The sequence below is a fragment of the Pseudomonas sp. NPDC087342 genome, assembly GCF_044744265.1.
Lineage (GTDB): Bacteria > Pseudomonadota > Gammaproteobacteria > Pseudomonadales > Pseudomonadaceae > Aquipseudomonas > Aquipseudomonas nunensis.
Genome location: NZ_JBIUXZ010000001.1, coordinates 666,310 through 688,303, shown reverse-complemented (window position 1 = coordinate 688,303; position 21,994 = coordinate 666,310). Strand labels below are relative to the sequence as shown.

The following is a 21,994-nucleotide window of genomic DNA, read 5'->3' as shown; positions in this document are numbered from 1 at the left end:
TCCCTGAAGGCGCACGGATTGCCGGCGACTGAAAAAAGAGTGGCTTCAGTTAGTTGCAAACCCATCACCTGTAGGAGCGAAGCTTGCTCGCGAAGGCGGTTTCACATTCAACATTGATGGAGGCTGACACGACGCCTTCGCGAGCAAGCTTTGCTCCTACAGGGGATCTGCGGTGGGCACAGAATTTGTGTTCGACGATGATCCCCTGTGGGACCGAGCCTGCTCGCGAGGAGGCCCTCCATGCAGCGATCAGCGCGGCTGTTTGAACGACGAAAGCACCCGCTCGGCATTCGCATCGCAGCCCATGCCTTCGGGTTTCGCCTGGATATCGTCGATCACCGCCAGCAGCTTTGCCTTGCTCTGCGCCAAGTGCTGCTGCATTTCTTCGATCTGCTCGACTTTACGTGTCAGGCCCGCCAGCAGTTCGTCGTGCTTGAACTCACCGGTCGCCGCATCCGGCATCAACAGCTTCAACTCTTCGAGGCTGAAACCGGCCTGCTGCGCGCACTGGATCAGGTACAGCGTCTGCAACACTTGCTCGGGGTAATGCCGGTAACCGTTGGCCCGGCGTTCGACTTTCTGGATCAGCCCCTGAGCCTCGTAAAACCGAATGCGCGACGGATTGAACCCGCTTAACTCGGCCAATTCACCAATCTTCATCAGCGCCTCATTTGCCTGCTTGACATTAAAGTTAACTTTAAGCTTAGCCTCCACGCATTACTGATGAGGAGTCAAGCCATGTCGCCCTTCCAAGCGTTGAATTTGCCCAACGGCCAGACCATCGGCAATCGCATTGCCAAAGCCGCGATGGAAGAAAACCTCGCGGACCGGCAACAGGCGCCTTCCGATGCATTGCTGCGCTTGTATCAAGCCTGGGCCGAGGGCGAAGCCGGGTTGTTGCTGACCGGTAACGTGATGATCGACCGTCGTGCTATGACCGGCCCCGGCGGCGTGGTGCTGGAAGACGAGCAGCATCTGGAACGCTTCCGCCAGTGGGCGACGATTGGCCGGGCTGGTGGCGCGCAGTTCTGGGTGCAGCTCAACCATCCGGGGCGCCAGACCATGGCCAATCTTGGCCAGCAAGCCTGGGCACCTTCGGCGGTAGCGCTGGATCTGGGCGGGTTCTCGAAGATGTTCGCCGAGCCCAAGCCGATGTCGGAAAGCGATATCCACGAGGTGATCCAGCGCTTCGCCACCAGCGCGGCGCTGGCGGAAAAATCCGGCTTCACCGGGGTGCAGATTCACGCGGCCCACGGCTATTTGCTCAGCCAGTTTTTGTCACCGCTGACCAATCGCCGCACCGATCAATGGGGCGGTTCCCTGGAGAATCGTGCACGCCTGCTGCTGAATGTGGTCAGCGCCGTGCGCAACGCAGTGTCGCCGCAGTTCTGTGTGTCGGTGAAGCTCAACTCTGCGGACTTTCAGCGCGGCGGCTTCGATGCCGACGATGCCAGGCAGGTGATCCAGTGGCTCAACGAACAGCAGATCGACTTGCTGGAATTGTCCGGCGGCAGCTACGAAGCCCCGGCCATGCAAGGCGAAGCGCGTGATGGCCGGACCTTGGCGCGGGAAGCCTACTTTCTGGAAATGGCCGGCGAACTGGCCAGCGTGGCGCGCATGCCGGTGATGGTCACCGGCGGCATCCGCCGTCTGGCGATCGTCGAACAAGTCCTCGACAGCGGTATCGCCATGGCCGGGATCGGCACCGCGATGGCGGTTGAACCACAATTGGTCAAACACTGGCGTGAAGGCAAGAACAGCCACCCGCAACTGCCGCCGATCCACTGGAAGCGCAAACCCCTGGCCGCGCTGGCGACCATGGCGGTGGTGAAATTCCAGTTGCATCGCCTGAGCCGTGGGCATCAGCCCCGCCCTCAGGTCTCAGCCCTGTGGGCGTTGATCCGCGACCAGATCTACATCGCCCGGCGCACCCGCCAGTACAAAAAAGCGATGGCCGCTTGACCCGGGTAGCCGCCGCCGAGCCTACGTTCGCTCGTAGCAGCTGTCGAGGCACGAGGCTGCGTTCGCTCGTAGCAGTTGTCGAGGCACGAGGCTGCGTTCGCTCGTAGCCGCTGTCGAGGTACGAGCCTGCGTTCGACGCGTAGCAGCTGTCGAGGTACGAGGCTGCGTTCGGCTGCGAAGCAGTCGCCAAACCTGAGCACGCGGTCTTCCTGATGCACCGCATCGTCTGATTTCACGACTGCTGCGCAGCCGAACGCAGCCTCGTACCTCGACAGCTGCTACACCCCCGACGCAGCCTCGTGCCTCGACAGCTGCTACACCCCGAAGCAGGCTCGTGCGTCGACAGTTGCTACAACCCCGACGCAGCCTCGTGCGTCGGCTGCTGCTACGGTGGGCGCGCTTGGCCAAGTAAGCGCAAATCCAAGGGAGTCATGGGTGCCGTTGAGTTGTCCTCTTTTAACCCCGAGGACAATTCATCGATTACTGGAGCACCTCATTCATGGCGAAAATCACCATTGCCCAGCAACTGGCAACCACCCTTGAACAGGCCGGCGTCAAACGTATCTGGGGCCTGACCGGCGACAGCCTGAACGGCCTGACCGAAGCCCTGCGCACCATGGACAGCATCGAGTGGATGCACGTGCGTCACGAAGAAGTCGCGGCATTCGCTGCCGGGGCTGAAGCCGCGGTCACCGGGGAGCTGGCGGTGTGTGCCGGCAGCTGCGGGCCGGGCAACCTGCATTTGATCAATGGGCTGTTCGACTGCCACAAGAATCATGTGCCGGTGCTGGCCATCGCGGCGCAGATTCCTTCGTCGGAAGTCGGCCTCGACTATTTCCAGGAAACCCATCCGCAGGTGCTGTTCAAAGAGTGCAGCCACTTTGTCGAACTGGTCAGCAACCCGGCGCAGATGCCGCAGGTGCTGCACCGGGCGATGCGCAGCGCGATCCTCAATCGTGGCGTCGCGGTGGTGGTGATTCCCGGTGACGTGGCGTTGCAGGAAGTCGAAGACAACCTCAAGCCGTGGCCAGCCCTGTCCAAGCCGCGCACCCTGCCCGCGCCGCAGGACCTGGATCGACTGGTCGAACTGCTGAGCCAAAGCAAAGCCGTGACCCTGATGTGCGGCGCCGGATGCGCCGGGGCTCACGATCAAGTGGTGGCGCTGGCAGATGCCCTCGGCGCGCCGGTAGTGCATGCGTTGCGCGGCAAGGAACACGTGGAATGGGATAACCCGTTCGACGTCGGCATGACTGGGCTGATCGGCTTCAGCTCCGGCTATCACGCGATGCTCAACTGCGACACCCTGGTAATGCTCGGCACCGACTTCCCGTATCGGCAGTTCTACCCCACCGACGCGACCATTATTCAGATCGACCACAACCCCGAGGCGCTCGGCCGTCGTACCGCGCTGGACCTGGGCATCGTCGCCGACGTCGGCGAAACCCTCGCCGCGCTGCTGCCGCGCCTGCCCTATCGCGGTGACCGGAGCTTTCTCGAATCCTCGCTCAAGCATTACGAGAAAGCGCGCCAAGGCCTCGATGACTTGGCGCAGCCTTCCGCGCCGGGCCGGCCGATTCACCCGCAATACCTCACCCGCCTGCTCAGCGAACTGGCGGATGAGGACGCGATCTTCACCGCCGACGTCGGCACGCCAACCGTATGGGCGGCGCGTTATCTGAAAATGAATGGTAAACGCCGGCTGCTGGGTTCGTTCAACCACGGCTCGATGGCCAACGCCATGCCCCAGGCGATTGGCGCCCAGGCTGCGTTCCCGGATCGGCAGGTGATTTCGTTGTCCGGTGATGGCGGTTTCAGCATGTTGATGGGGGATTTCATCTCTCTGGCGCAGTTGAAGTTGCCGGTAAAAATCATCGTCTACGACAACGCGTCGTTGGGCTTTGTCGCGATGGAAATGAAGTCCAGCGGGCTGCTCGACACCGGCACGGATTTGCACAACCCGGACTTTGCGGCGATGGCGAATGCCATGGGCATTCTGGGGATTCGCGTTGAAGAGTCTGAAGCCCTGGAACCCGCATTGCGCCGGGCGCTGGCGCATGACGGGCCGGTGCTGGTGGATGTGATCACCGCAACCCAGGAACTGGCCATGCCCCCGACCATCAAGCTGGAACAGGCCAAGGGGTTCAGCCTGTACATGCTCAAGGCTGTGATGAGCGGGCGTGGGGATGAAGTGATTGAGTTGGCGCGGACTAACTGGTTTCGCTGAGATTTGATGTTGAATTAACTGGCCCCATCGCGAGCAAGCTCGCTCCCACAGGATTGAGTTGGCCACATATTTTGTGATCAACATCCATCAACTGTGGGAGCGAGCTTGCTCGCGATGAGGCCCTTGAAAATGCCAAATCACCTCCCGGAAAACCGCAACCTGGACAACTCCCGCAAATCCCCCGCCACATAATAATCATTGGTCCAACTGTCATCCGCCGCCAACGGCGAGACCTCTTTCAACGCCAGTTTCTTCGCAAAATACCGAAACCGGTAATGCTCATAAAACCGCAGCAACTCCAACCCATAGCGATCCGCCAAATTCGTATCACCACGAATGATCAGGTAGTTCTCGTCATTGCCATTACTCGCCGCCGCACTCAGGTTGTGGCTGCCGCTGATGATCGTCGGTGTGTCGGTGGTGAAGTCGGTAACGATGGCTTTGGTATGCACCAGCAGGTTGCCCTTCTGGCCTTTCATGTTTTCCTTGAGCCAACCTTCCAACCCAGTGTTAAGCAACGCCGTGGCGGCAAATTCGGCGCTACGGTCGGCGTGGAAACCGGTGATGCGGCTGACCGTATTTTGCAGGCCGTAGCGCAGGATGTCGTCGTGGGGCTGGCCGAGCAACGCGTTGAGGATGTCGTCGGGCAAGGCGAACGCAGTGACGAACAGGATGTCCTTTTTCGCGCCGTTGATGATCTCGACAAACTCTTGCAGGTCCCCGCGGCCGCTGCGCGGTGAAAATCCAGCGAACAGCGGCCGCGTCGGGTCCATCGGGTTGTTCTTGGTCAGCCAGGTGCGTGTCGCACCGACGTCCGTCGGGTTGGCCCACACCTCTTCGAAGGTTTGCAGGTAACTGGCGCCAATCCGCGCATCGTCGAGCACATGCACCACGTTGGCCTGGCGGTAGACGCCGTTGGGCGTGAAGTTGGTGCTGCCGCACAGCACCGCTTGCGGCCGGTGCTCCCCGCCCTCCAGTTTGCTCAGGACAATGAATTTGTCGTGGAAGATGTTGTGGGTGACGCGCCCGCGCTTGTTCGCCGCCGGGATTTTCTCCAGGCTGGCCTCGTTCATCGTGGTGTCTTCATCGTTCGGCTGCGCGTGATAAAGCACCCGCACCTTGACCCCGCGGGCGAACGCGGCGTTCACCGCATCGACGATCGACTGCAATTGATACTCGTAGATCGCAATGTCCAGCGCCCATTGGTCGTCCTCGGCACGCTGGATAAACCCCAGCAAACGTCCGAGCAATCCGTTCTCCAGCCAATTCTGCGCCGCGATCGGCCAGGCTTCGATGGGCAGGTTGCGGTTGACGCTGATCTGCGCATCCAGCTCGGGAAACTTGCGCTGGAACGCCTGGCTCGCCGCCACTGCGCGGTTGAAGATCACGCTCTGGTTGTGCGGCAGTCCATCGTCGGACGTGATGCTCAGTTCGAGGTATTCACCCAGCTGCGGCGCATCGGGTGTGCCGTAGGCCAGATGGACGCGGTAGTGCATGGTCGTCCCCGGATTGACCGCGTAATCGGCCCAGCGAAATTTCTGCAGCGGCGCGATATCGCTCGGGGTGGCGTGGTATTGCGCGAAGGTGTGGACCTTGCCGGGGAAGGTCAGGCTGTTGAACAGGAACAGCCAGGGCTTGGTGCCTGACTGTTTTTCGATGGCAAAACCGAGCAAGCCTTTGCGGCGAGGTTCGGCCAGGTCCATGGCCAACAGCACGCCGTTGGTGCCGGCGTAGGCTTTGACGCGGAAATCGTCCTGAAGGTTAGCGGCTAGAACGCGCATGGTTCACTCCTGTGAATGGCTGGCCTGCTGAGCATAGGGCAGTGATGCGGATTTGCCTTGATGATCCAAAACCGAGTCGCTGCCTTCGCGAGCAGGCTCGCTCCCACAGGGGATCTTTGGCGTTACAAGAATTCAGTGTGGGAGCGAGCCTGCTCGCGAAGAGGCCAGCCCTGGACAACACAACTTTCAGCCCGGAATCAGATCATCAATATGCCGATACTCTGCCTGCAACTCACCCGCCAACACCCTGGCCCGCCCCAGCCGAATCGGCCCGCGCTCGATATCAATCAACACCCCCGGACACGCCAGCATCGGCAACCCCGGCCACTCCTTCAAGCGCCCATCGGTCACCAGCAACAAACGCTGCTGTTCCGCCGGAAAGCGTTTCTGTCGGGCGGCCAGCCACTGCCCCGCCTCGTTCAGCGCCGCGAGCATCGGCGTGCCGCCGCCAGCGCCCAAGCCATCCAGCCAAGTGCGCAAACCGCTGGAAGCCTTCAAACCTTGCACCTGCCACTTCGGCGCATTGCCGCTGGCCGTCAACAGTGCCAACCGCGCTCGTTGGCGGTAGGCATCATCGAACAGTTGCGCCAATAAACCCTTGGCATCGCTCAATGCCTGATGGCGTCGAGTCGAGGCCGACGCATCGACGATCACCAGCCACAGTTCATGGGCCGAACGGGTGCGCAGATGAAACAGCAAGTCTTCATGCTTACGCGGGCGTCCGTTGAGCAATGTGCCGGGCCAGTTGATCGAGCCTTGCGGGGCGGCACGACGTTTACCTTGGCGGCCATTGTCCAGCCGTCCGGCGCGGGGTCTGGCATTCGCCCCCGCGTCAGATCGAGGGCGAATGCCTAGGGCTTTTTTGGCCAGCTCGGCACGTCACGTCGGGCGCCGACCGGCAGGGCCTGTGCGGGCATTTCGCCCCACTGGCCCTGGCCTTCGCTGGGATTGGAATTATCGGCGGTCGGTGACTGTGGCGTTTGTTGCGGTGGCGCGTGAGGATGTTCGCGACGCCGATGGCGCAAGGCAAACTCGGCGACCGCATCGATATCTTCCTCGCTAATTGCGCTTGCCCCGCGCCAGGCCGCGTGGGCACGGGCGGCTCGCAACCAGACCAGGTCGGCGCGCAGGCCATCGACGCCGGCGGCAAAGCAACGCTCGGTGATCTTCGTGAGCGCGGCGTCATCAAGGGGAATGCTCGCCAATAGGCTGCGTGCCTGCTGGCAACGTTCGCGCAGCGCGTGCTGCTGGCTTTCCCACTCAGCGCAGAAACCTTGGGGATCGCTGTCGAAATCCAGGCGCCGACGGATGATCTGACCGCGCTCGGCCGGCGCAGTGTGGCCGCTGAGGGCGACGTTCAGGCCGAAGCGGTCGAGCAATTGCGGACGCAGTTCGCCTTCTTCCGGGTTCATGGTGCCGATCAGGACGAACTTCGCCGAATGCCGATGGGAAATGCCGTCGCGCTCGATCAGGTTGGTGCCGCTGGCGGCCACGTCGAGCAGCAGGTCAACGAGGTGATCGGGCAGCAGGTTGACTTCATCGACGTACAAAACACCGCCATCAGCCTTGGCCAGCACGCCGGGGGAAAACTGCGCGCGACCGTCGCTCAGGGCGGCGTCGAGGTCGAGGGTGCCGACCAGGCGCTCTTCGGTGGCGCCCAGGGGCAAGGTGACGAACTGGCCACTGGCAAGCAGGTCCGCGAGGCCACGGGCCAGGGTGGATTTGGCCATGCCGCGTGGGCCTTCGATCAGCACACCGCCGATTTTCGGGTCGATGGCGGTGAGGTAGAGGGCGAGCTTCAAGTCATCGGCGCCGACCACGGCGGAGAGCGGGAAATGGGGTGTGTCGGTCATCGTTAATACTCGGTCATGGTCGGGGTAAATACAGTTCCCCTGTGGGAGCGGGCTTGCTCGCGAAAGCGGTGTGTCAGCCAACATCAATATTGAATGTTCAGCCGCCTTCGCGAGCAAGCCCGCTCCCACAGGGTTCAGTGCATTAGCTGTCTTCTTCTATATCCAACAACAGGTTTTCCAACGCCTCGCGATACTCACCCGGCTCCGTCCACATCCCCCGCTGCTGCGCCTCCAGCATCCGCTCCGTCATATCACGCAAGGCATGAGGATTGTGCTCACGGACAAACTCCCGAGTCGCCGGATCCAGCAAATACGCATCTGCCAGCAACGCGTACTGGTGATCGTCGATCAACTGCGTGGTCGCATCGAACGCAAACAGGTTATCGACCGTCGCTGCCAGTTCAAACGCACCTTTATAGCCATGGCGTTTCACGCCGTCGATCCACTTCGGATTCGCCGCCCGGGAACGGATCACCCGGTTCAGCTCTTCCTTCAACGTGCGGATTTTCGGCAAGTCGGGTTGGCTATGGTCGCCGTGATAACTGGCCGCTGCTTCGCCGCTGAGGCTCTCCACGGCGGCCAGCATACCGCCCTGGAATTGGTAATAGTCGTTGGAATCGAGCAAGTCATGCTCGCGGTTGTCCTGGTTCTGCAGCACCGCTTGCACCTGGCTCAGGCGCTGGGCGAATTGTTCTTTCGCGGCCGTTCCTTCATCAGAACCGCCATAGGCGTAACCGCCCCAGTTCAGATAGACCTCGGCCAGATCATCGCGGCTTTGCCACAGGCGACCGTCGATGGCGCCCTGCACACCCGCGCCATAGGCACCGGGCTTGGCCCCGAAAATCCGCCAACCGGCCTGACGTCGCGCCGACTCTTCATCCAGACCAGAGGCCAGCAAGGCTTCACGCTCGGCGCGAACCTTGGCGGCCAGCGGATTGAGATCGTCCGGCTCATCCAGTTCGGCGACGGCTTGCACCGCCGCATCAAACAGACGAATCAGATTGGCAAACGCATCGCGGAAGAACCCGGACACCCGCAAGGTCACGTCCACTCGCGGACGGTCGAGCAAACTGATCGGCAGGATTTCGAAATCATCAACGCGCTGACTGCCGGTGGCCCATACCGGACGCACGCCCATCAACGCCATGGCCTGGGCGATGTCATCGCCGCCGGTGCGCATGGTCGCTGTGCCCCAGACCGAGAGGCCGAGCTGACGCAAGTGGTCGCCGTGGTCCTGCAAGTGCCGTTCGAGAATCAGGTTGGCGGACTGGAAACCGATGCGCCATGCGGTGGTGGTCGGCAGGTTGCGCACGTCCACCGAATAGAAATTGCGCCCGGTGGGCAGCACATCGAGGCGACCGCGACTGGGTGCGCCGCTCGGGCCGGCCGGGACGAAACGACCGCTGAGGGCGTCGAGCAGGCCACGCATTTCTGCGGGGCCGCAGGCGTCAAGTCTTGGAGCGACCACCTCACACAGATTGTCGAGGATGGCATGCACTTCGCCCCAACTCGCCTCCTGTGGGAGCGAGCTTGCTCGCGATAGCGGTGGGTCAATCGACATCATTGTTGAATGTGAAACCGCATCGCGAGCAAGCTCGCTCCCACAGGGTTCGTGCTTGGCTTGAGAGGGGATCACAGCCTGCGAGATCAGTTGTGCGGCAAAAAGCTCCAGGCGTTCACGGGCATCCCCCGCTGTGCGCCACGCTTCGTCGCTGATCTCTAGCAATTCGGAGGGACGCGGCCCAACCCACGGCTCGGCCAACTCACAATCCAACGGATCAAACCCCAGGCCGAACGCCTTGGCCAACGCCCGCAGCAAACTCGACTGCGCTCCGCGCCCATCACCCCGAGGAATCCGCAACAACGCCAGCAACGTATCAATGCGCAAGCGCCCGGTCGGCGATTCGCCAAAGATATGCAGGCCATCGCGAATCTGCGATTCCTTCAAATCACACAGATACGTGTCCAGACGCGGCAGCCAGATCGCCGCATCCGCATCGCTGTCGAGTTTCTCGTCCAGTTGCAGTTCGCGGTCGATGTGGGTGTCGCGCACCAGTTGCAGGATGTCGCGCTGCAACTCCCGGGCGCGGCGTGGATCGAGCAGTTGTGCTTCGTAATACTCGTCCGCCAACAGTTCAAGGTTGCGCAGCGGGCCGTAGGTTTCGGCGCGGGTCAGCGGCGGCATCAGGTGATCGATGATCACCGCTTGGGTGCGGCGCTTGGCTTGGGCGCCCTCGCCCGGATCGTTGACGATAAACGGATAGATGTTCGGCAGCGGCCCGAGCAGTGCGTCCGGCCAGCAGTTTTCCGACAGCCCGACACCCTTGCCCGGCAGCCATTCCAGATTGCCGTGCTTGCCGACGTGGATCACACCGTGGGCACCGTAGGTGTTGCGCAGCCAGAAGTAGAACGCCAGGTAGCCGTGAGGCGGCACCAGATCGGGATCGTGATAGACCGCGCTCGGATCGACCTGATAACCCCGGGCCGGTTGAATGCCGACGAAGGTCAGGCCGAAGCGCAGCCCCGCAATCATCATGCGTGCGCCACGGAACATCGGATCGTTTTGCGGCGGCCCCCAACGTTCCAGCACCGCTTGGCGATTGGCTTCCGGTAGCGCATCGAACATCAGCAAATAGTCGTCCAACGCCAGGCTTTGCATGCACGGGCGCTGGTCGAGGCTGTCGAGGTCATTGCTGACGCCGCCGAGCAGTTGCTGGATCAACGCGGTGCCGCTGTCCGGCAACTCGGCCGGCAGCGGATAGCCTTCTTTATACAGCGCACGCAGGATATTCAGCGCCGCCGCTGGCGTGTCGAGGCCGACACCGTTGCCAATGCGACCATCACGGGTCGGGTAGTTGGCGAGGATCAGCGCGATGCGCTTTTCGCCGTTGGGTACCCGCGCCAGATCGATCCAGCGCCGCGCCAGTTCGGCGACGAAATCCATGCGTTCCGGTTGCGGCCGGTAGCAGACCACATCGGACTGACTGCGCTCGCTGCGCCAAGCCAGATCCTTGAAGCTGATCGGCCGGCTGATGATGCGCCCGTCGAGCTCCGGCAACGCGATGTGCATCGCCAGATCCCGTGGGCCAAGGCCCTGTTCGCTAGCGCGCCAGCCGGGTTCATTGTCCTGGGCGCAAATCGCCTGAATCACCGGGATGTTGCGGCGAAACGGTCGCAAGTGCGGCGCTTCGGGGCTGGATTGGGCGAAACCGGTGGTGTTGAGAATCACCGACGCTTCGACGACATCCAGCAAGTCCTCAACCACCGTCAGGCATCCGGGCTCTTTCAAACTGGCCAGCGCAATCGGCAACGGGTTCAACCCCGCTGCTTGCAAACGCTGGCAGAAAACATCAATGAAAGCGGTGTTCGCCGCTTGCAAATGCGAGCGGTAAAACAGCACCGCCGCCACCGGTTGATCGGCCTGCCAATCGGCTTGCCAATCACTCAGTTCAGCGGGGCTTTTTTGCGGATGGTAGATCGCGGTGCGCGGCAGGGTTTGTGGCTCGGCCCAGGCGTAATCGCGATCCAGCCAGCGATTGGCCAGACAGCGGAAAAAATCCAGCGCATTGCCCATGCCGCCCTGACGCAAAAACTGCCAGAGCCGGTCGCGGTCTTCCGCGCCGACGGTGCTCAGGTCGCTGAGCTCCGGGTCTGGGCGGTCATCACCGGGCACCAGGATCAGTTGCACACCGCGCTCGGACAACTCGACCAACCGCTCGACGCCATAACGCCAGTAAGCGATGCCGCCATGCAGCGAGATCAGAATCACCTTGGCGTGCCGCAGCACTTCATCGACGTACAAGTCCACCGACGCGTGGTTCTGTACCTGCATAGGGTTGGCCAGGCGCACGCTCGGGTAGTCGTCGGGCAGTTGCTGCGCGGCTTCGGCGAGCAGCGCCAGGCTGGAGTCGCCGCTGCACAGGATCACCAGTTCGGCGGGGGTTTGGCCAAGGTCGGCAATGTTGTCATCCGACACGAAACCGCCGGGCTGGGTCCTGAGCAGGTGCATGGCTTAAACGCTGAGCGCGGCGCGCAGTTGCGCTTCGAGTTGAGCAGCGTCCAGCTCCTGGCCGATCAGCACCAGACGCGTGGTGCGCGCTTCATCGGCGCCCCACTGGCGGTCGAAATGCTTGTCGAAACGCGTGCCCACGCCCTGGATCAGCAGGCGCATCGGTTTGTTCGGGATCGCCGCGAAACCCTTGACCCGCAGGATGCCGTGCTTGACCACCAGTTGAGTCAGCGCGTCCATCAGCAGGCTTTCGTCGGCTTGTGGCAGCTCAATGGAGATCGAATCGAAAGCGTCATGATCGTGATCGTCTTCACCTTCGTGATGGTGATCGTGATGGCTGTGACGGCTGTCGATGTGTTCTTCGGAACCGGCGCTGAGGCCGATCAGCACGTCGAGTGGCACACGACCGCTGCTGGCTTCGATGACTTTAACGGCTGGCGGCAGTTCTTCGGCGACTTCCAGGCGCACGCGGGCCAGGTCTTCCGGGCTGATCAGGTCGGCCTTGTTGAGGATCACCAGGTCGGCGCTGGCCAGTTGGTCGGCGAACAATTCGTGCAGCGGCGACTCGTGGTCCAGGTTCGGGTCGAGTTTACGCTGGGCGTCCACTTGGTCCGGGAACGCGGCGAAGGTGCCAGCGGCTACGGCCGGGCTGTCGACCACGGTGATGACCGCGTCAACCGTACAGGCGCTGCGGATTTCCGGCCACTGGAAGGCTTGCACCAGTGGTTTTGGCAGGGCCAGGCCCGAGGTTTCGATCAGGATGTGATCGAGGTCGCCACGACGCGCAACCAGTTCGCGCATCACCGGGAAGAATTCTTCCTGGACCGTGCAGCACAGGCAGCCGTTGGCCAGTTCGTAGACGCGGCCGTTGGCCTCTTCTTCGGTGCAGCCGATGGAGCACTGCTTGAGGATTTCGCCGTCAATGCCCAGCTCGCCGAATTCGTTGACGATCACCGCGATGCGGCGACCCTGGGCGTTGTCGAGCATGTGCCGCAGCAAGGTGGTTTTGCCCGAGCCGAGGAAGCCGGTAACGATGGTGACGGGGAGTTTGGCCAGTGTTTTCATCGGATGCCCTTTGGCAAGGTGGCGGGCATACGGGACGACGACCGCAGCGATAAAGGCGCGGAAGATTTCGCCACCGGATCACCCCGCCCGGTTGTAGTGAGAATTCGTTTCGAGGCAGGTCTCCTGGCTGACGGTGTGCCGGTCGTTGGACTGGCGTTGGCTGCGCCTTCCCGCGAACCCTTTGGAGGGGTTTGCAGTGGCGTGGCAGCGAACATCACCGTTCACAGTTGCGGGGGCAGCCGCGGCATCGACCGCGTTCCCTTCTTAGCTTCGGCAAACGCCGAAGAACCTCGAAAGCGCAAGGCTACGCATGGTGTGGGGGCGGGTCAATGTTCAGCTTGGTTCAGGGGTGACTGTGAGGGCCTCTTCGCGGGCAAGCCTCGCTCCTACAGGACCGCGACGCCCTTGTAGGAGCGAGGCTTGCCCGCGAAGGCGTCACCTCGGTCCGGGATCTGGCATTGAGAACCCATGCCAATTGACTCCCCAGCCCCGCCCATGCTCTCCTGTACGCCTTGTTACGGGTGCCCTTCACAGGGTGAAACGGGAAACCGGTGAATCATGTGCTTTACTCTAAAGCCATGTCAGTCCGGTGCTGCCCCCGCAACGGTAAGCGAGCGAAGAATCAGATCCACTGTGCCGGCAGTTCGGCATGGGAAGGTGATTCTTGCAGGTTTCGGCGCAAGCCTTGACCCCTCGTGAGCCCGGAGACCGGCCCGCAACACAAAGTGACCAGTACGATCACTGAATAACAAACCCGCGGTGGGCGGGCGCTGTTTGAACCTCTGCGCGCACGCTCGCAGGGGTTTGCATGCGCTCAATTCACCCGCTGACAGACCAGAGGGAAGCGCCATGTCGATCATCAGCAGCACCGACAGCAGTACCAAGAAAGCCACCGCCAGCACCACAACCACCCTGAGCCAACGTCTGACCGCCGCCGTATGTGCGTCGATCCTTGGCGCGTGCCTGGTGTATTTCGCCGGTTTCTCGCACATCGAAGCGGTGCACAACGCCGCGCACGATACCCGTCACAGCTCCGCGTTCCCGTGCCATTGAGACCTGCCGACATGATCAAGCGTATCGCGCAAACCGCAGGTTTCACAGGGCTGCTGGCCGCCCTGCTGCTGACCCTGCTGCAAAGTTTCTGGGTCGCCCCGTTGATTCTCCAGGCGGAAACCTATGAAAAATCCGAGCCTGCCGCAGTAGTTGCTCACGAGCACGCCGATGGCGCCATGGCTGCGCACACCCACGACGCCGAAGCCTGGGAGCCGGAAGACGGCTGGCAGCGCGTGCTGTCCACTACCGGCGGTAATCTGGTGGTTGCGGTCGGTTTCGCACTGATGCTCGCTGGCCTCTACACCCTGCGCGCCCCGACCAAAACTGCTCAGGGCCTGCTCTGGGGCCTGGCCGGTTATGCGACCTTCGTGCTGGCGCCGACTCTCGGTCTGCCACCTGAATTGCCGGGCACCGCAGCCGCCGATCTGGCGCAACGGCAGATCTGGTGGATCGGTACTGCAGCGTCCACCGCTGTCGGCATCGCGCTGATCGTGTTCAGCCGTCATTGGCTGATGAAGATCCTCGGCGTGGCGATTCTGGCGGTTCCGCACGTCATCGGCGCGCCGCAACCGGAAGTCCACTCGATGCTGGCTCCGGAAGCTCTGGAATCCCAGTTCAAAATCGCTTCGCAGTTGACCAACGTAGTGTTCTGGCTGGCCTTGGGCCTGATCAGCGCCTGGTTGTTCCGCCGCAAAAGCGATGGTCAATACAACGCATGATTGATCCAGGCACAGCGCCGACTTTAGTGGTCGGCCTGGGCTGCCAGCGCGGCTGCCCCGCCAGCACATTGCGGGCGCTGCTCGATCAGGCACTGCAGGCGCATCACATCGAACTTCGCCAGATCAAGGCCTTGGCCAGCATCGACCTGAAGCGTGATGAACCGGGCCTGATCGAGTTGGCCGCGCAGCTGGGGCTGCAGGTGATGTATTTCAGCAGCGAGCAACTGGCCGGGTATCAACCGCAACTGAGCCATCAATCGCAGATCGCGTTTGAACGCACCGGCTGCTACGGCGTAGCGGAAAGCGCTGCCCTGGCCCTGGCTGAACACCTGGCCCAGGCACCGGCGAAGCTGCTGATTTCCCGACAAAAATACGCCCAGGCCACCCTCGCATTGGCCAGTGCTGCGTAAAATCCCCGATAATCCCCGCCTCGATCATGAGCAATCTTCATCTGAAGCCTTGCCCAGCCCCTTTTTTCCATAGGAACTGACGATGACCGTCTACTTCATTGGCGCAGGTCCCGGCGACCCGGAACTGATCACCGTCAAGGGCCAGCGGCTGATTCGCAGCTGCCCGGTGATCATCTACGCCGGCTCCCTGGTGCCGGTTGCGGTGCTCGAAGGCCACCAGGCGCAAACGCTGGTCAACAGCGCCGAGCTGCACCTGGAACAGATCATCGAACTGATCAAGACCGCCCACGCCAACGGGCAGGATGTGGCGCGGGTGCATTCTGGCGATCCGAGTCTGTATGGCGCGATTGGCGAGCAGATTCGCTACCTGCGTGAGCTGGGGATTCCCTTTGAAATCATTCCTGGCGTCACGGCGACCGCGGCTTGTGCAGCGTTGCTCGGGGCTGAGTTGACGTTACCGGATATCTCGCAAAGTGTGATTCTGACTCGTTATGCCGACAAAACCGCGATGCCGGCCGGCGAAGAGCTGGGCAGTTTGGCGCAGCATGGGGCGACCATGGCGATTCATCTGGGGGTCAATCATCTGGAGAAGATTCTGGCCGAGTTGCTGCCGCATTACGGCGCGGACTGTCCGATTGCGGTCATTCACCGGGCGACGTGGCCGGATCAGGATTGGGTGGTCGGGACGTTGGCGGATATCGCCGGGAAGGTCGAGGCCAAGGGGTTTCGGCGCACGGCGTTGATTCTGGTGGGTCGGGTGTTGGGAAGCGATCACTTTGGTGAGTCGTCGTTGTACCGCGCGGGGCATGCGCATCTTTACAGGCCTTGAGCCAACCACCCCCTGTGGCGAGGGGGCTTGCCCCCCGTCCGGCGGCGAAGCCGTCGCAAAACCTGCATACAAGGTATGCCTGAAAAATGCAGGGGCCGCTTCGCAGGCCAACGGGGGCAAGCCCCCTCGCCACAGGTAACTGTTCACCCATAAAAAAACGGCACTCACGGGTGCCGTTTTTTACTTTCAGCAGACGAACACCTTAGTAGTAGGCGTTTTCTTTCTGCGTGTGGTCGGTCACGTCGCGAACGCCCTTGAGCTCGGGAACGCGCTCGAGCAAGGTGCGCTCGATGCCTTCACGCAAGGTCACGTCTGCCTGGCCGCAGCCCTGGCAACCGCCGCCGAACTTCAGCACGGCAATGCCGTCTTCGACCACATCGATCAGGCTGACCTGACCGCCGTGGCTCGCGAGCCCCGGGTTGATCTCGGTTTGCAGGTAGTAGTTGATGCGCTCGTTGACCGGGCTGTCGGCGTTGACCATCGGGACTTTGGCGTTTGGCGCCTTGATGGTCAGCTGGCCGCCCATGCGGTCGGTGGCATAGTCGACTACCGCGTCGTCCAGGAAAGCTTCGCTGAACGAATCGATGTACGCGGTGAAGCTTTTGAGCCCCAACGCGGTGTCTTCAGGTTTTTCTTCGCCCGGCTTGCAGTAGGCAATGCAGGTTTCGGCGTACTGGGTGCCAGGCTGGGTAATGAAGACGCGGATGCCGATGCCTGGGGTGTTCTGCTTGGAGAGCAGATCAGCCAGATAATCGTGGGCGGCGTCAGTGATGGTAATAGCGGTCATGGAAACTCCTCGCAGGCTTGGGCGCAGTTTACGCCAATCATCGCGCCGCACAAAGTCCTAGTATTTTTGTCGGGAAAGCGCCAGCGCGGGTTGAGCAACCGTTTCGCCGTCAATCCGGGCTTTAAGCCACCGATAGCTGCGTTTTTCCACCCATTCGTAACTGGCCCAGGACGCCAGACCGATAGTCGCCGCGCAAACGACGAACATCACGTAGGGATTCACGCCATAGCGCTGTGCGACAAATCCCCCGGCGGACAGCACCAGCACATGCATCAGGTACACCGAGTAGGAACAATTGCCCAGCAGCTCGAACACCCGATTGTTCTCGAAAAAACGCTCCAGCGCGATGCACGCTATCACCAGCACCGCGCTCGGCAAGCCCCAGGTCAGGAAACGCGGCGCTGGCGCCCAGTGATAAATCGCCAGCAACGCGCCGCCTATCCCCAGCAGCGGTAGCCACAATCCTGGTTTGATCCAGCCGCGCCGGTACAGCATGCCGATCGCGATCCCCAGCAGAAACTCATAAACGATGTCCGAACGGTAAAACTCGCTGACCCAGCCATAACCGGTCCACGCCTGGCAGACCGCGAACAGCAACGCCGCAACGATCAGCAGCCTGAAATGCAGGCGGAACAGCAGCGCCCAGCCGAACAACAGATAAAAGAGCATTTCGTAGTTGAGGGTCCAGCCGACGTTGAGGGTCGGATAAATCCCGTAACCGCCGGGGTTCTCCGTAGGAATAAACAACAGCGACAGCAGGAAATGCGACCAGTCGACGGTTTGATCGGGAAATACCGGTCGAGCAAATAACACCACCAACGCCATCAGCGCGGTGTACAGCCAGTACGCCGGGACGATCCGAAACAGCCGATACAACAGGAATCGCGCAGGCGGCAGGGATTTGCCTTCAGTGGAGAGGAAAATCACCAGGCCACTGATGACGAAGAAGATGTCGACGCCCACTGCGCCCTTGTCGATGAACGCCTGCCCCACCGGCCCACGGGCCTGGAAGTCGAAGAAAATCTGCATGAAATGGTGGCAGACCACCGCCCAGGCTGCGATGGCGCGCAGGGCTTGTACTGAAATCAACATCAATCGCCCTCTCCTCCAAGCACCTCATAGCCCTTGTAGGAGCGAAGCTTGCTCGCGAAGGCGGTCTGACCGTCGACATCAATGTTGAATGTGACGGCCTCTTCGCGAGCAAGCTTCGCTCCTACAGGGGATTGGCGGTGCATTAAAGGTGGGACACCGAGCGATCTTCAAAAGTCGATCAAAGATTCTCGTACCGATTCATGTCCAGCACGCCCTCTTCCACCGGATCGGTTTCGTGGACGTAGGTACTCAGGTCATGGAAGTAAAACCAGAACTGCGGATGGCTACGGCGAATCCCCCAGCGCTCGACGATTTTCTCGAAGCGATGGGCGTCCTTGGCGTTCTCCATCGCATCCACAAAATCAGGCACTTGCTCGACCGGAATGTTGAACATGAAGTTCGGATAGCTACTGAGCACGCCCGGATAAATGGTCAACGTGTCGAGCCCCGGCTGATAACGCAGGGACTCACCGAGCAGGAACGCCACGTTGCTGTGGGCGCGATTGCGCAGCAGGCTATAGATCTCGCGTTTGCCGCTGGCAGTTTCGATGCGCAGCATGGTCGCTTCGGGCAACTGGTCGATGACTTTCAACCCGGCAGCCGGCCTTGAGGTCAGGCGACTCAGGGCCTGTTCGGCATTCTGCAACGCCGGATCAATGTTCGGCCGCGAGCAATACGCGCCGTCGCAGCGGTTGATCGGGTCAGGCTTGGCGTTCAGGTCGCCGTAACGGGCCAGCAACTGCATGGCGAAATCCCGTTTTGGGTCTTTTTCGTCGAGCTTCAGCGCGGTTGGCTTGTCGTTGTCGATGGCTTCGTAATCCAGCCACATCTTGAATTTGCCGCTGCTCTGGTACCAATCGTCGAGGTAGTCATCGCGGGAATCAGCGGGCATCAGGCGCAGGAAATTTTGCTCGGCGCCGTTGCGGATCAGGTCGAAATACAGGCGCGTCTGGGCCTGATGAGAGACGTTGCCGAACACGTCGAAGTTGACTGCCAACTGGTAATAGGTGCGCTCCAGTAACGGGTAATCGAACAACCAGATGGTTTGCGGCACATCACCGATCAGGCCTTTGTTCACCGAAGCGCTGTCGAAGTGGCGGAAGATCGAAAGCAGCGCGTTGTCATTTCCGGCCCACAATGTTGACCAGCTCGGCGCCGGCGCATCGGCATAACTGTCCCGGCGCAGGGCTTCGTATTCATTACGTTTGTCGCGGTAGTTGTGCCACAGGCTCAGGACGCTGCCGACATCGTCGTTCTGCCCCGGCATCGCCAGCAACGGCGTGGCCTGGCCGCGATAGTTCGGGTCGGTGATGTACAGATCGTGTTCCGGGGCCTGGAACAGCGCCCAGAAGTTGTCACGAATCACGTCGGTGGCGATCTGCCCGCGACACACTGGGCCGCGTATAAAGGTGCGCACGAAGTACTCGGCGTTATCGAGCATGAACTGATAGCGCGCCTGGGCCGGGATCGCTTCGAACGTAGTGAACGGATTGGCCCGACGTTCCGGGCCGTAGCCCGGCAAGGCGTTGACTTGCCAGTTGCCACTGAAAAACAGGCTTTTGACCCGCGACAGCTTCGCCGCGCTCAGCGGATAGGTGATGTGGGTTTTCTGCACGATCACGCCCTGCACCGGCCACAAGCGGTAATAAACCTGAGTGCCCGGATCGTCGTTTGGCCGGCGCGTGTTGATCAGGTCAATCGGCTGACCGGTCGGCGTGCGCGAACGCACCCACTGGAAGAAATGCCCCGGTTCGCCATCCTTGAAGTAGATGTGCGCCAAAAACCAGTGTTCGAACAACCAGCGGCCCACTAGGCTGCCGCGCGAACCGTTGGTGTTGAGCAGGTTTTCCCACTGCACCACCTGCAAGGCTTCCTTCGCGGAAGGCACCAGGCCTTGTTCGTCAATCGGCGCACCGGACGCGAGCCAGCGCTGCAACGTCTGGTATTGCTGATCGGTCAGGCCGGTGACCGCCAGCGGCATGCCTTCTTTCGGGTGGGCGCCGGCATAACCATCGAACTCTGCCGGCATCGCGCACATGTTTTCCCGGTTCAGGCCCAGCACGATGTCTTCTGGCAGCTTGGCGTTGGGCGTCAGCGGGGTTTTGTGGCCGAGTTCTAGCATCCGCGCCATCAGCGCTGCCTGGCTGCCCTGGGCGTCGAGCACTGAATAGAAGTCCTTGTGCTGCCAGGCAAGTTTGCCGAAGGCATCATAAAACAGCCGGGTCGGCGCGGCGGCTACGCTGCGCTCACCATCGTAGACCGGCGTCTTGGTCGCGCCACGGGCCGCGCCTTCGCCACTGCCGAGGTTGAGCTGACAGGCGGAGTCGTAGCAGGCATGGCAGGCCACGCACTTTTCGGTGAAGATCGGTTGAATGTCGCGGGTGTAGGAAATGGCCGGTTCCTGCGCAACGGCGCCCCAGCTTAGAAACAGCAAAACAATGCTGATGACGCGATACGACATATCCCTGGTCCCGATCATGAAAAATCGCCGCGATTCTACCGGTCTGCCATCGCCACCAACATGAGCGATATTCATGCAAAACCTTGGCATGCTCTAAAAGCGCACAGGTTTGCTATTATCCCGGCCCTTCGTCATGGTCTTTCCGAGTAGTCCAAATGTCCGATCGCAGTGTTCGCCTTCAAGCTCTCAAGCACGCCCTCAAAGAGCGCATCCTGATTCTCGACGGCGGCATGGGCACGATGATCCAGAGCTACAAGCTCGAAGAACAGGATTACCGTGGCAAACGCTTCGCCGACTGGCCGAGCGATGTCAAGGGCAACAACGACCTGCTGATCCTGACCCGTCCGGACGTGATTGGTGGCATCGAGAAAGCCTACTTGGACGCCGGCGCCGACATTCTGGAAACCAACACCTTCAACGCCACCCGGATTTCCATGGCCGACTACGGCATGGAAGAACTGGCCTACGAACTGAACGTAGAAGGCGCTCGCCTGGCGCGCAAGGTTGCCGACGCGAAAACCCTCGAGAACCCAGACAAGCCGCGCTTCGTCGCCGGCGTGCTCGGCCCGACCAGTCGCACCTGCTCGCTGTCGCCGGACGTGAACAACCCCGGCTACCGCAACGTGACCTTCGATGAGCTGGTGGAAAACTACACCGAGGCCACCAAAGGCCTGATCGAGGGCGGCGCCGACCTGATCCTGATCGAAACCATTTTCGACACCTTGAACGCCAAAGCCGCGATCTTCGCCGTGCAAGGGGTGTTCGAGGAATTGGGCGTCGAGTTGCCGATCATGATCTCCGGCACCATCACCGACGCCTCCGGCCGTACCCTGTCGGGCCAGACCACCGAAGCGTTCTGGAACTCCGTGGCCCACGCCAAGCCAATTTCGGTCGGCTTGAACTGCGCCCTCGGCGCCAGCGAGCTGCGTCCGTACCTGGAAGAGCTGTCGAACAAGGCCAGCACCCACGTTTCCGCGCACCCGAACGCCGGCCTGCCGAACGAATTCGGCGAGTACGACGAACTGCCGGCGGAAACCGCCAAGGTCATCGAAGAATTCGCCCAGAGCGGTTTCTTGAACATCGTCGGCGGTTGCTGCGGCACCACGCCGGGGCACATCGAAGCCATCGCCAAAGCCGTGGCCGGTTACGCGCCGCGTGAGATTCCAGAGATTCCGAAGGCGTGCCGCCTGTCCGGCCTGGAACCGTTCACCATCGATCGCAGCTCGTTGTTCGTCAACGTCGGCGAGCGCACCAACATCACCGGTTCGGCCAAATTCGCCCGCCTGATCCGCGAAGACAACTACACCGAAGCCCTGGAAGTCGCGCTGCAACAGGTTGAAGCCGGCGCCCAGATCATCGACATCAACATGGACGAGGGGATGCTCGATTCGAAGAAGGCCATGGTGACCTTCCTCAATCTGATTGCCGGTGAACCGGACATCTCCCGCGTGCCAATCATGATCGACTCCTCGAAGTGGGAAGTGATCGAAGCCGGCCTGAAGTGCATCCAGGGCAAGGGCATCGTCAACTCGATCAGCATGAAAGAAGGCGTCGAGCAGTTCATTCACCACGCCAAACTGTGCAAGCGCTACGGCGCCGCAGTCGTGGTAATGGCGTTCGACGAAGCCGGCCAGGCCGACACCGAAGCGCGCAAGAAAGAAATCTGCAAACGCTCCTACGACATTCTGGTCAACGAAGTCGGCTTCCCGCCGGAAGACATCATCTTCGACCCGAATGTCGTAGGAGCGT

Annotated in this window: 15 protein-coding genes, 1 pseudogene and 2 riboswitches; of the genes and pseudogenes, 7 read left to right on the top strand and 9 right to left on the bottom strand. The window is 61.4% G+C overall.

Annotated features, from left to right (window positions below; all coding sequences use genetic code 11):
* Positions 1 to 249: 249 nt before the first annotated feature.
* Entirely contained in the window at positions 250 to 660 is a 411-nt protein-coding gene (locus ACIOYV_RS03155; protein WP_163909844.1) for a MerR family transcriptional regulator, read from the bottom strand.
* 78 nt (positions 661 to 738) lie between these two features.
* On the opposite strand from ACIOYV_RS03155, the gene ACIOYV_RS03150 reads away from it, so the two are divergent.
* Both ACIOYV_RS03150 and poxB read left to right on the top strand, forming a co-directional pair.
* Positions 739 to 1,962, top strand: a complete 1,224-nt coding sequence (locus tag ACIOYV_RS03150) for an NADH:flavin oxidoreductase/NADH oxidase family protein (protein ID WP_401320741.1) — start codon at positions 739 to 741, stop codon at positions 1,960 to 1,962.
* A gap of 499 nt (positions 1,963 to 2,461) precedes the next feature.
* A complete protein-coding gene (gene poxB / locus ACIOYV_RS03145) occupies positions 2,462 to 4,186 on the top strand; it encodes a ubiquinone-dependent pyruvate dehydrogenase (RefSeq protein ID WP_401320740.1) in 1,725 nt (574 codons plus the stop codon).
* A 137-nt stretch (positions 4,187 to 4,323) separates the two neighbouring features.
* Here poxB and ACIOYV_RS03140 read toward each other — a convergent pair whose 3' ends face one another.
* The 5 genes from ACIOYV_RS03140 to cobW form a co-directional block, all read right to left on the bottom strand.
* On the bottom strand, positions 4,324 to 5,967 hold the full coding sequence (locus tag ACIOYV_RS03140; RefSeq protein ID WP_401320738.1) for a phospholipase D-like domain-containing protein: 1,644 nt from the start codon (positions 5,965 to 5,967) through the stop codon (positions 4,324 to 4,326).
* 186 nt (positions 5,968 to 6,153) lie between these two features.
* The gene (locus ACIOYV_RS03135; protein WP_401322575.1) at positions 6,154 to 6,765 is read right to left on the bottom strand and encodes a VWA domain-containing protein; all 612 of its coding nucleotides are present in this window, start codon (positions 6,763 to 6,765) and stop codon (positions 6,154 to 6,156) included.
* 53 nt (positions 6,766 to 6,818) lie between these two features.
* Positions 6,819 to 7,820: an ATP-binding protein gene (locus ACIOYV_RS03130; protein WP_401320735.1), complete on the bottom strand. Its 1,002-nt coding sequence runs from the start codon at positions 7,818 to 7,820 to the stop codon at positions 6,819 to 6,821.
* A 142-nt stretch (positions 7,821 to 7,962) separates the two neighbouring features.
* Positions 7,963 to 11,829, bottom strand: a complete 3,867-nt coding sequence (gene cobN, locus ACIOYV_RS03125) for a cobaltochelatase subunit CobN (RefSeq protein ID WP_401320733.1) — start codon at positions 11,827 to 11,829, stop codon at positions 7,963 to 7,965.
* 3 nt (positions 11,830 to 11,832) lie between these two features.
* Positions 11,833 to 12,894 carry a cobalamin biosynthesis protein CobW gene (cobW, locus tag ACIOYV_RS03120; protein ID WP_401320731.1) on the bottom strand — a complete coding sequence of 354 codons (1,062 nt, stop codon included), beginning with the start codon at positions 12,892 to 12,894 and terminating at the stop codon, positions 11,833 to 11,835.
* Between the two features lie 95 nt (positions 12,895 to 12,989).
* A riboswitch (cobalamin riboswitch) is annotated at positions 12,990 to 13,202 on the bottom strand.
* 194 nt (positions 13,203 to 13,396) lie between these two features.
* Positions 13,397 to 13,626: riboswitch (cobalamin riboswitch) on the top strand.
* A 117-nt stretch (positions 13,627 to 13,743) separates the two neighbouring features.
* Here cobW and ACIOYV_RS03115 point away from each other — a divergent pair.
* From ACIOYV_RS03115 to cobM, 4 genes are all read left to right on the top strand, one after another.
* Positions 13,744 to 13,947: a CbtB-domain containing protein gene (locus ACIOYV_RS03115; protein ID WP_054050945.1), complete on the top strand. Its 204-nt coding sequence runs from the start codon at positions 13,744 to 13,746 to the stop codon at positions 13,945 to 13,947.
* 11 nt (positions 13,948 to 13,958) lie between these two features.
* Positions 13,959 to 14,666 carry a CbtA family protein gene (locus tag ACIOYV_RS03110; protein WP_163909837.1) on the top strand — a complete coding sequence of 236 codons (708 nt, stop codon included), beginning with the start codon at positions 13,959 to 13,961 and terminating at the stop codon, positions 14,664 to 14,666.
* A complete protein-coding gene (locus ACIOYV_RS03105; protein WP_163909836.1) occupies positions 14,663 to 15,076 on the top strand; it encodes a cobalamin biosynthesis protein in 414 nt (137 codons plus the stop codon). The genes ACIOYV_RS03110 and ACIOYV_RS03105 overlap by 4 nt, the downstream gene beginning before the upstream one ends.
* Before the next feature lie 82 nt (positions 15,077 to 15,158).
* Entirely contained in the window at positions 15,159 to 15,905 is a 747-nt protein-coding gene (cobM, locus tag ACIOYV_RS03100; protein ID WP_401320728.1) for a precorrin-4 C(11)-methyltransferase, read from the top strand.
* A gap of 202 nt (positions 15,906 to 16,107) precedes the next feature.
* Here the strand turns inward: cobM and nfuA are convergent, their stop codons facing one another.
* From nfuA to ACIOYV_RS03085, 3 genes are all read right to left on the bottom strand, one after another.
* Positions 16,108 to 16,692, bottom strand: a complete 585-nt coding sequence (gene nfuA, locus ACIOYV_RS03095; RefSeq protein WP_054050953.1) for a Fe-S biogenesis protein NfuA — start codon at positions 16,690 to 16,692, stop codon at positions 16,108 to 16,110.
* A 57-nt stretch (positions 16,693 to 16,749) separates the two neighbouring features.
* Positions 16,750 to 17,784 (bottom strand): acyltransferase family protein, encoded by a 1,035-nt coding sequence (locus ACIOYV_RS03090; protein WP_401320724.1) that lies wholly within the window; start codon positions 17,782 to 17,784, stop codon positions 16,750 to 16,752.
* A gap of 178 nt (positions 17,785 to 17,962) precedes the next feature.
* Complete coding sequence (locus ACIOYV_RS03085; protein WP_401320723.1) at positions 17,963 to 20,245, bottom strand: fatty acid cis/trans isomerase; 2,283 nt, start codon at positions 20,243 to 20,245, stop codon at positions 17,963 to 17,965.
* A gap of 155 nt (positions 20,246 to 20,400) precedes the next feature.
* Here ACIOYV_RS03085 and ACIOYV_RS03080 point away from each other — a divergent pair.
* A pseudogene (locus tag ACIOYV_RS03080) lies at positions 20,401 to 21,994 on the top strand (homocysteine S-methyltransferase family protein); the annotation flags it as partial.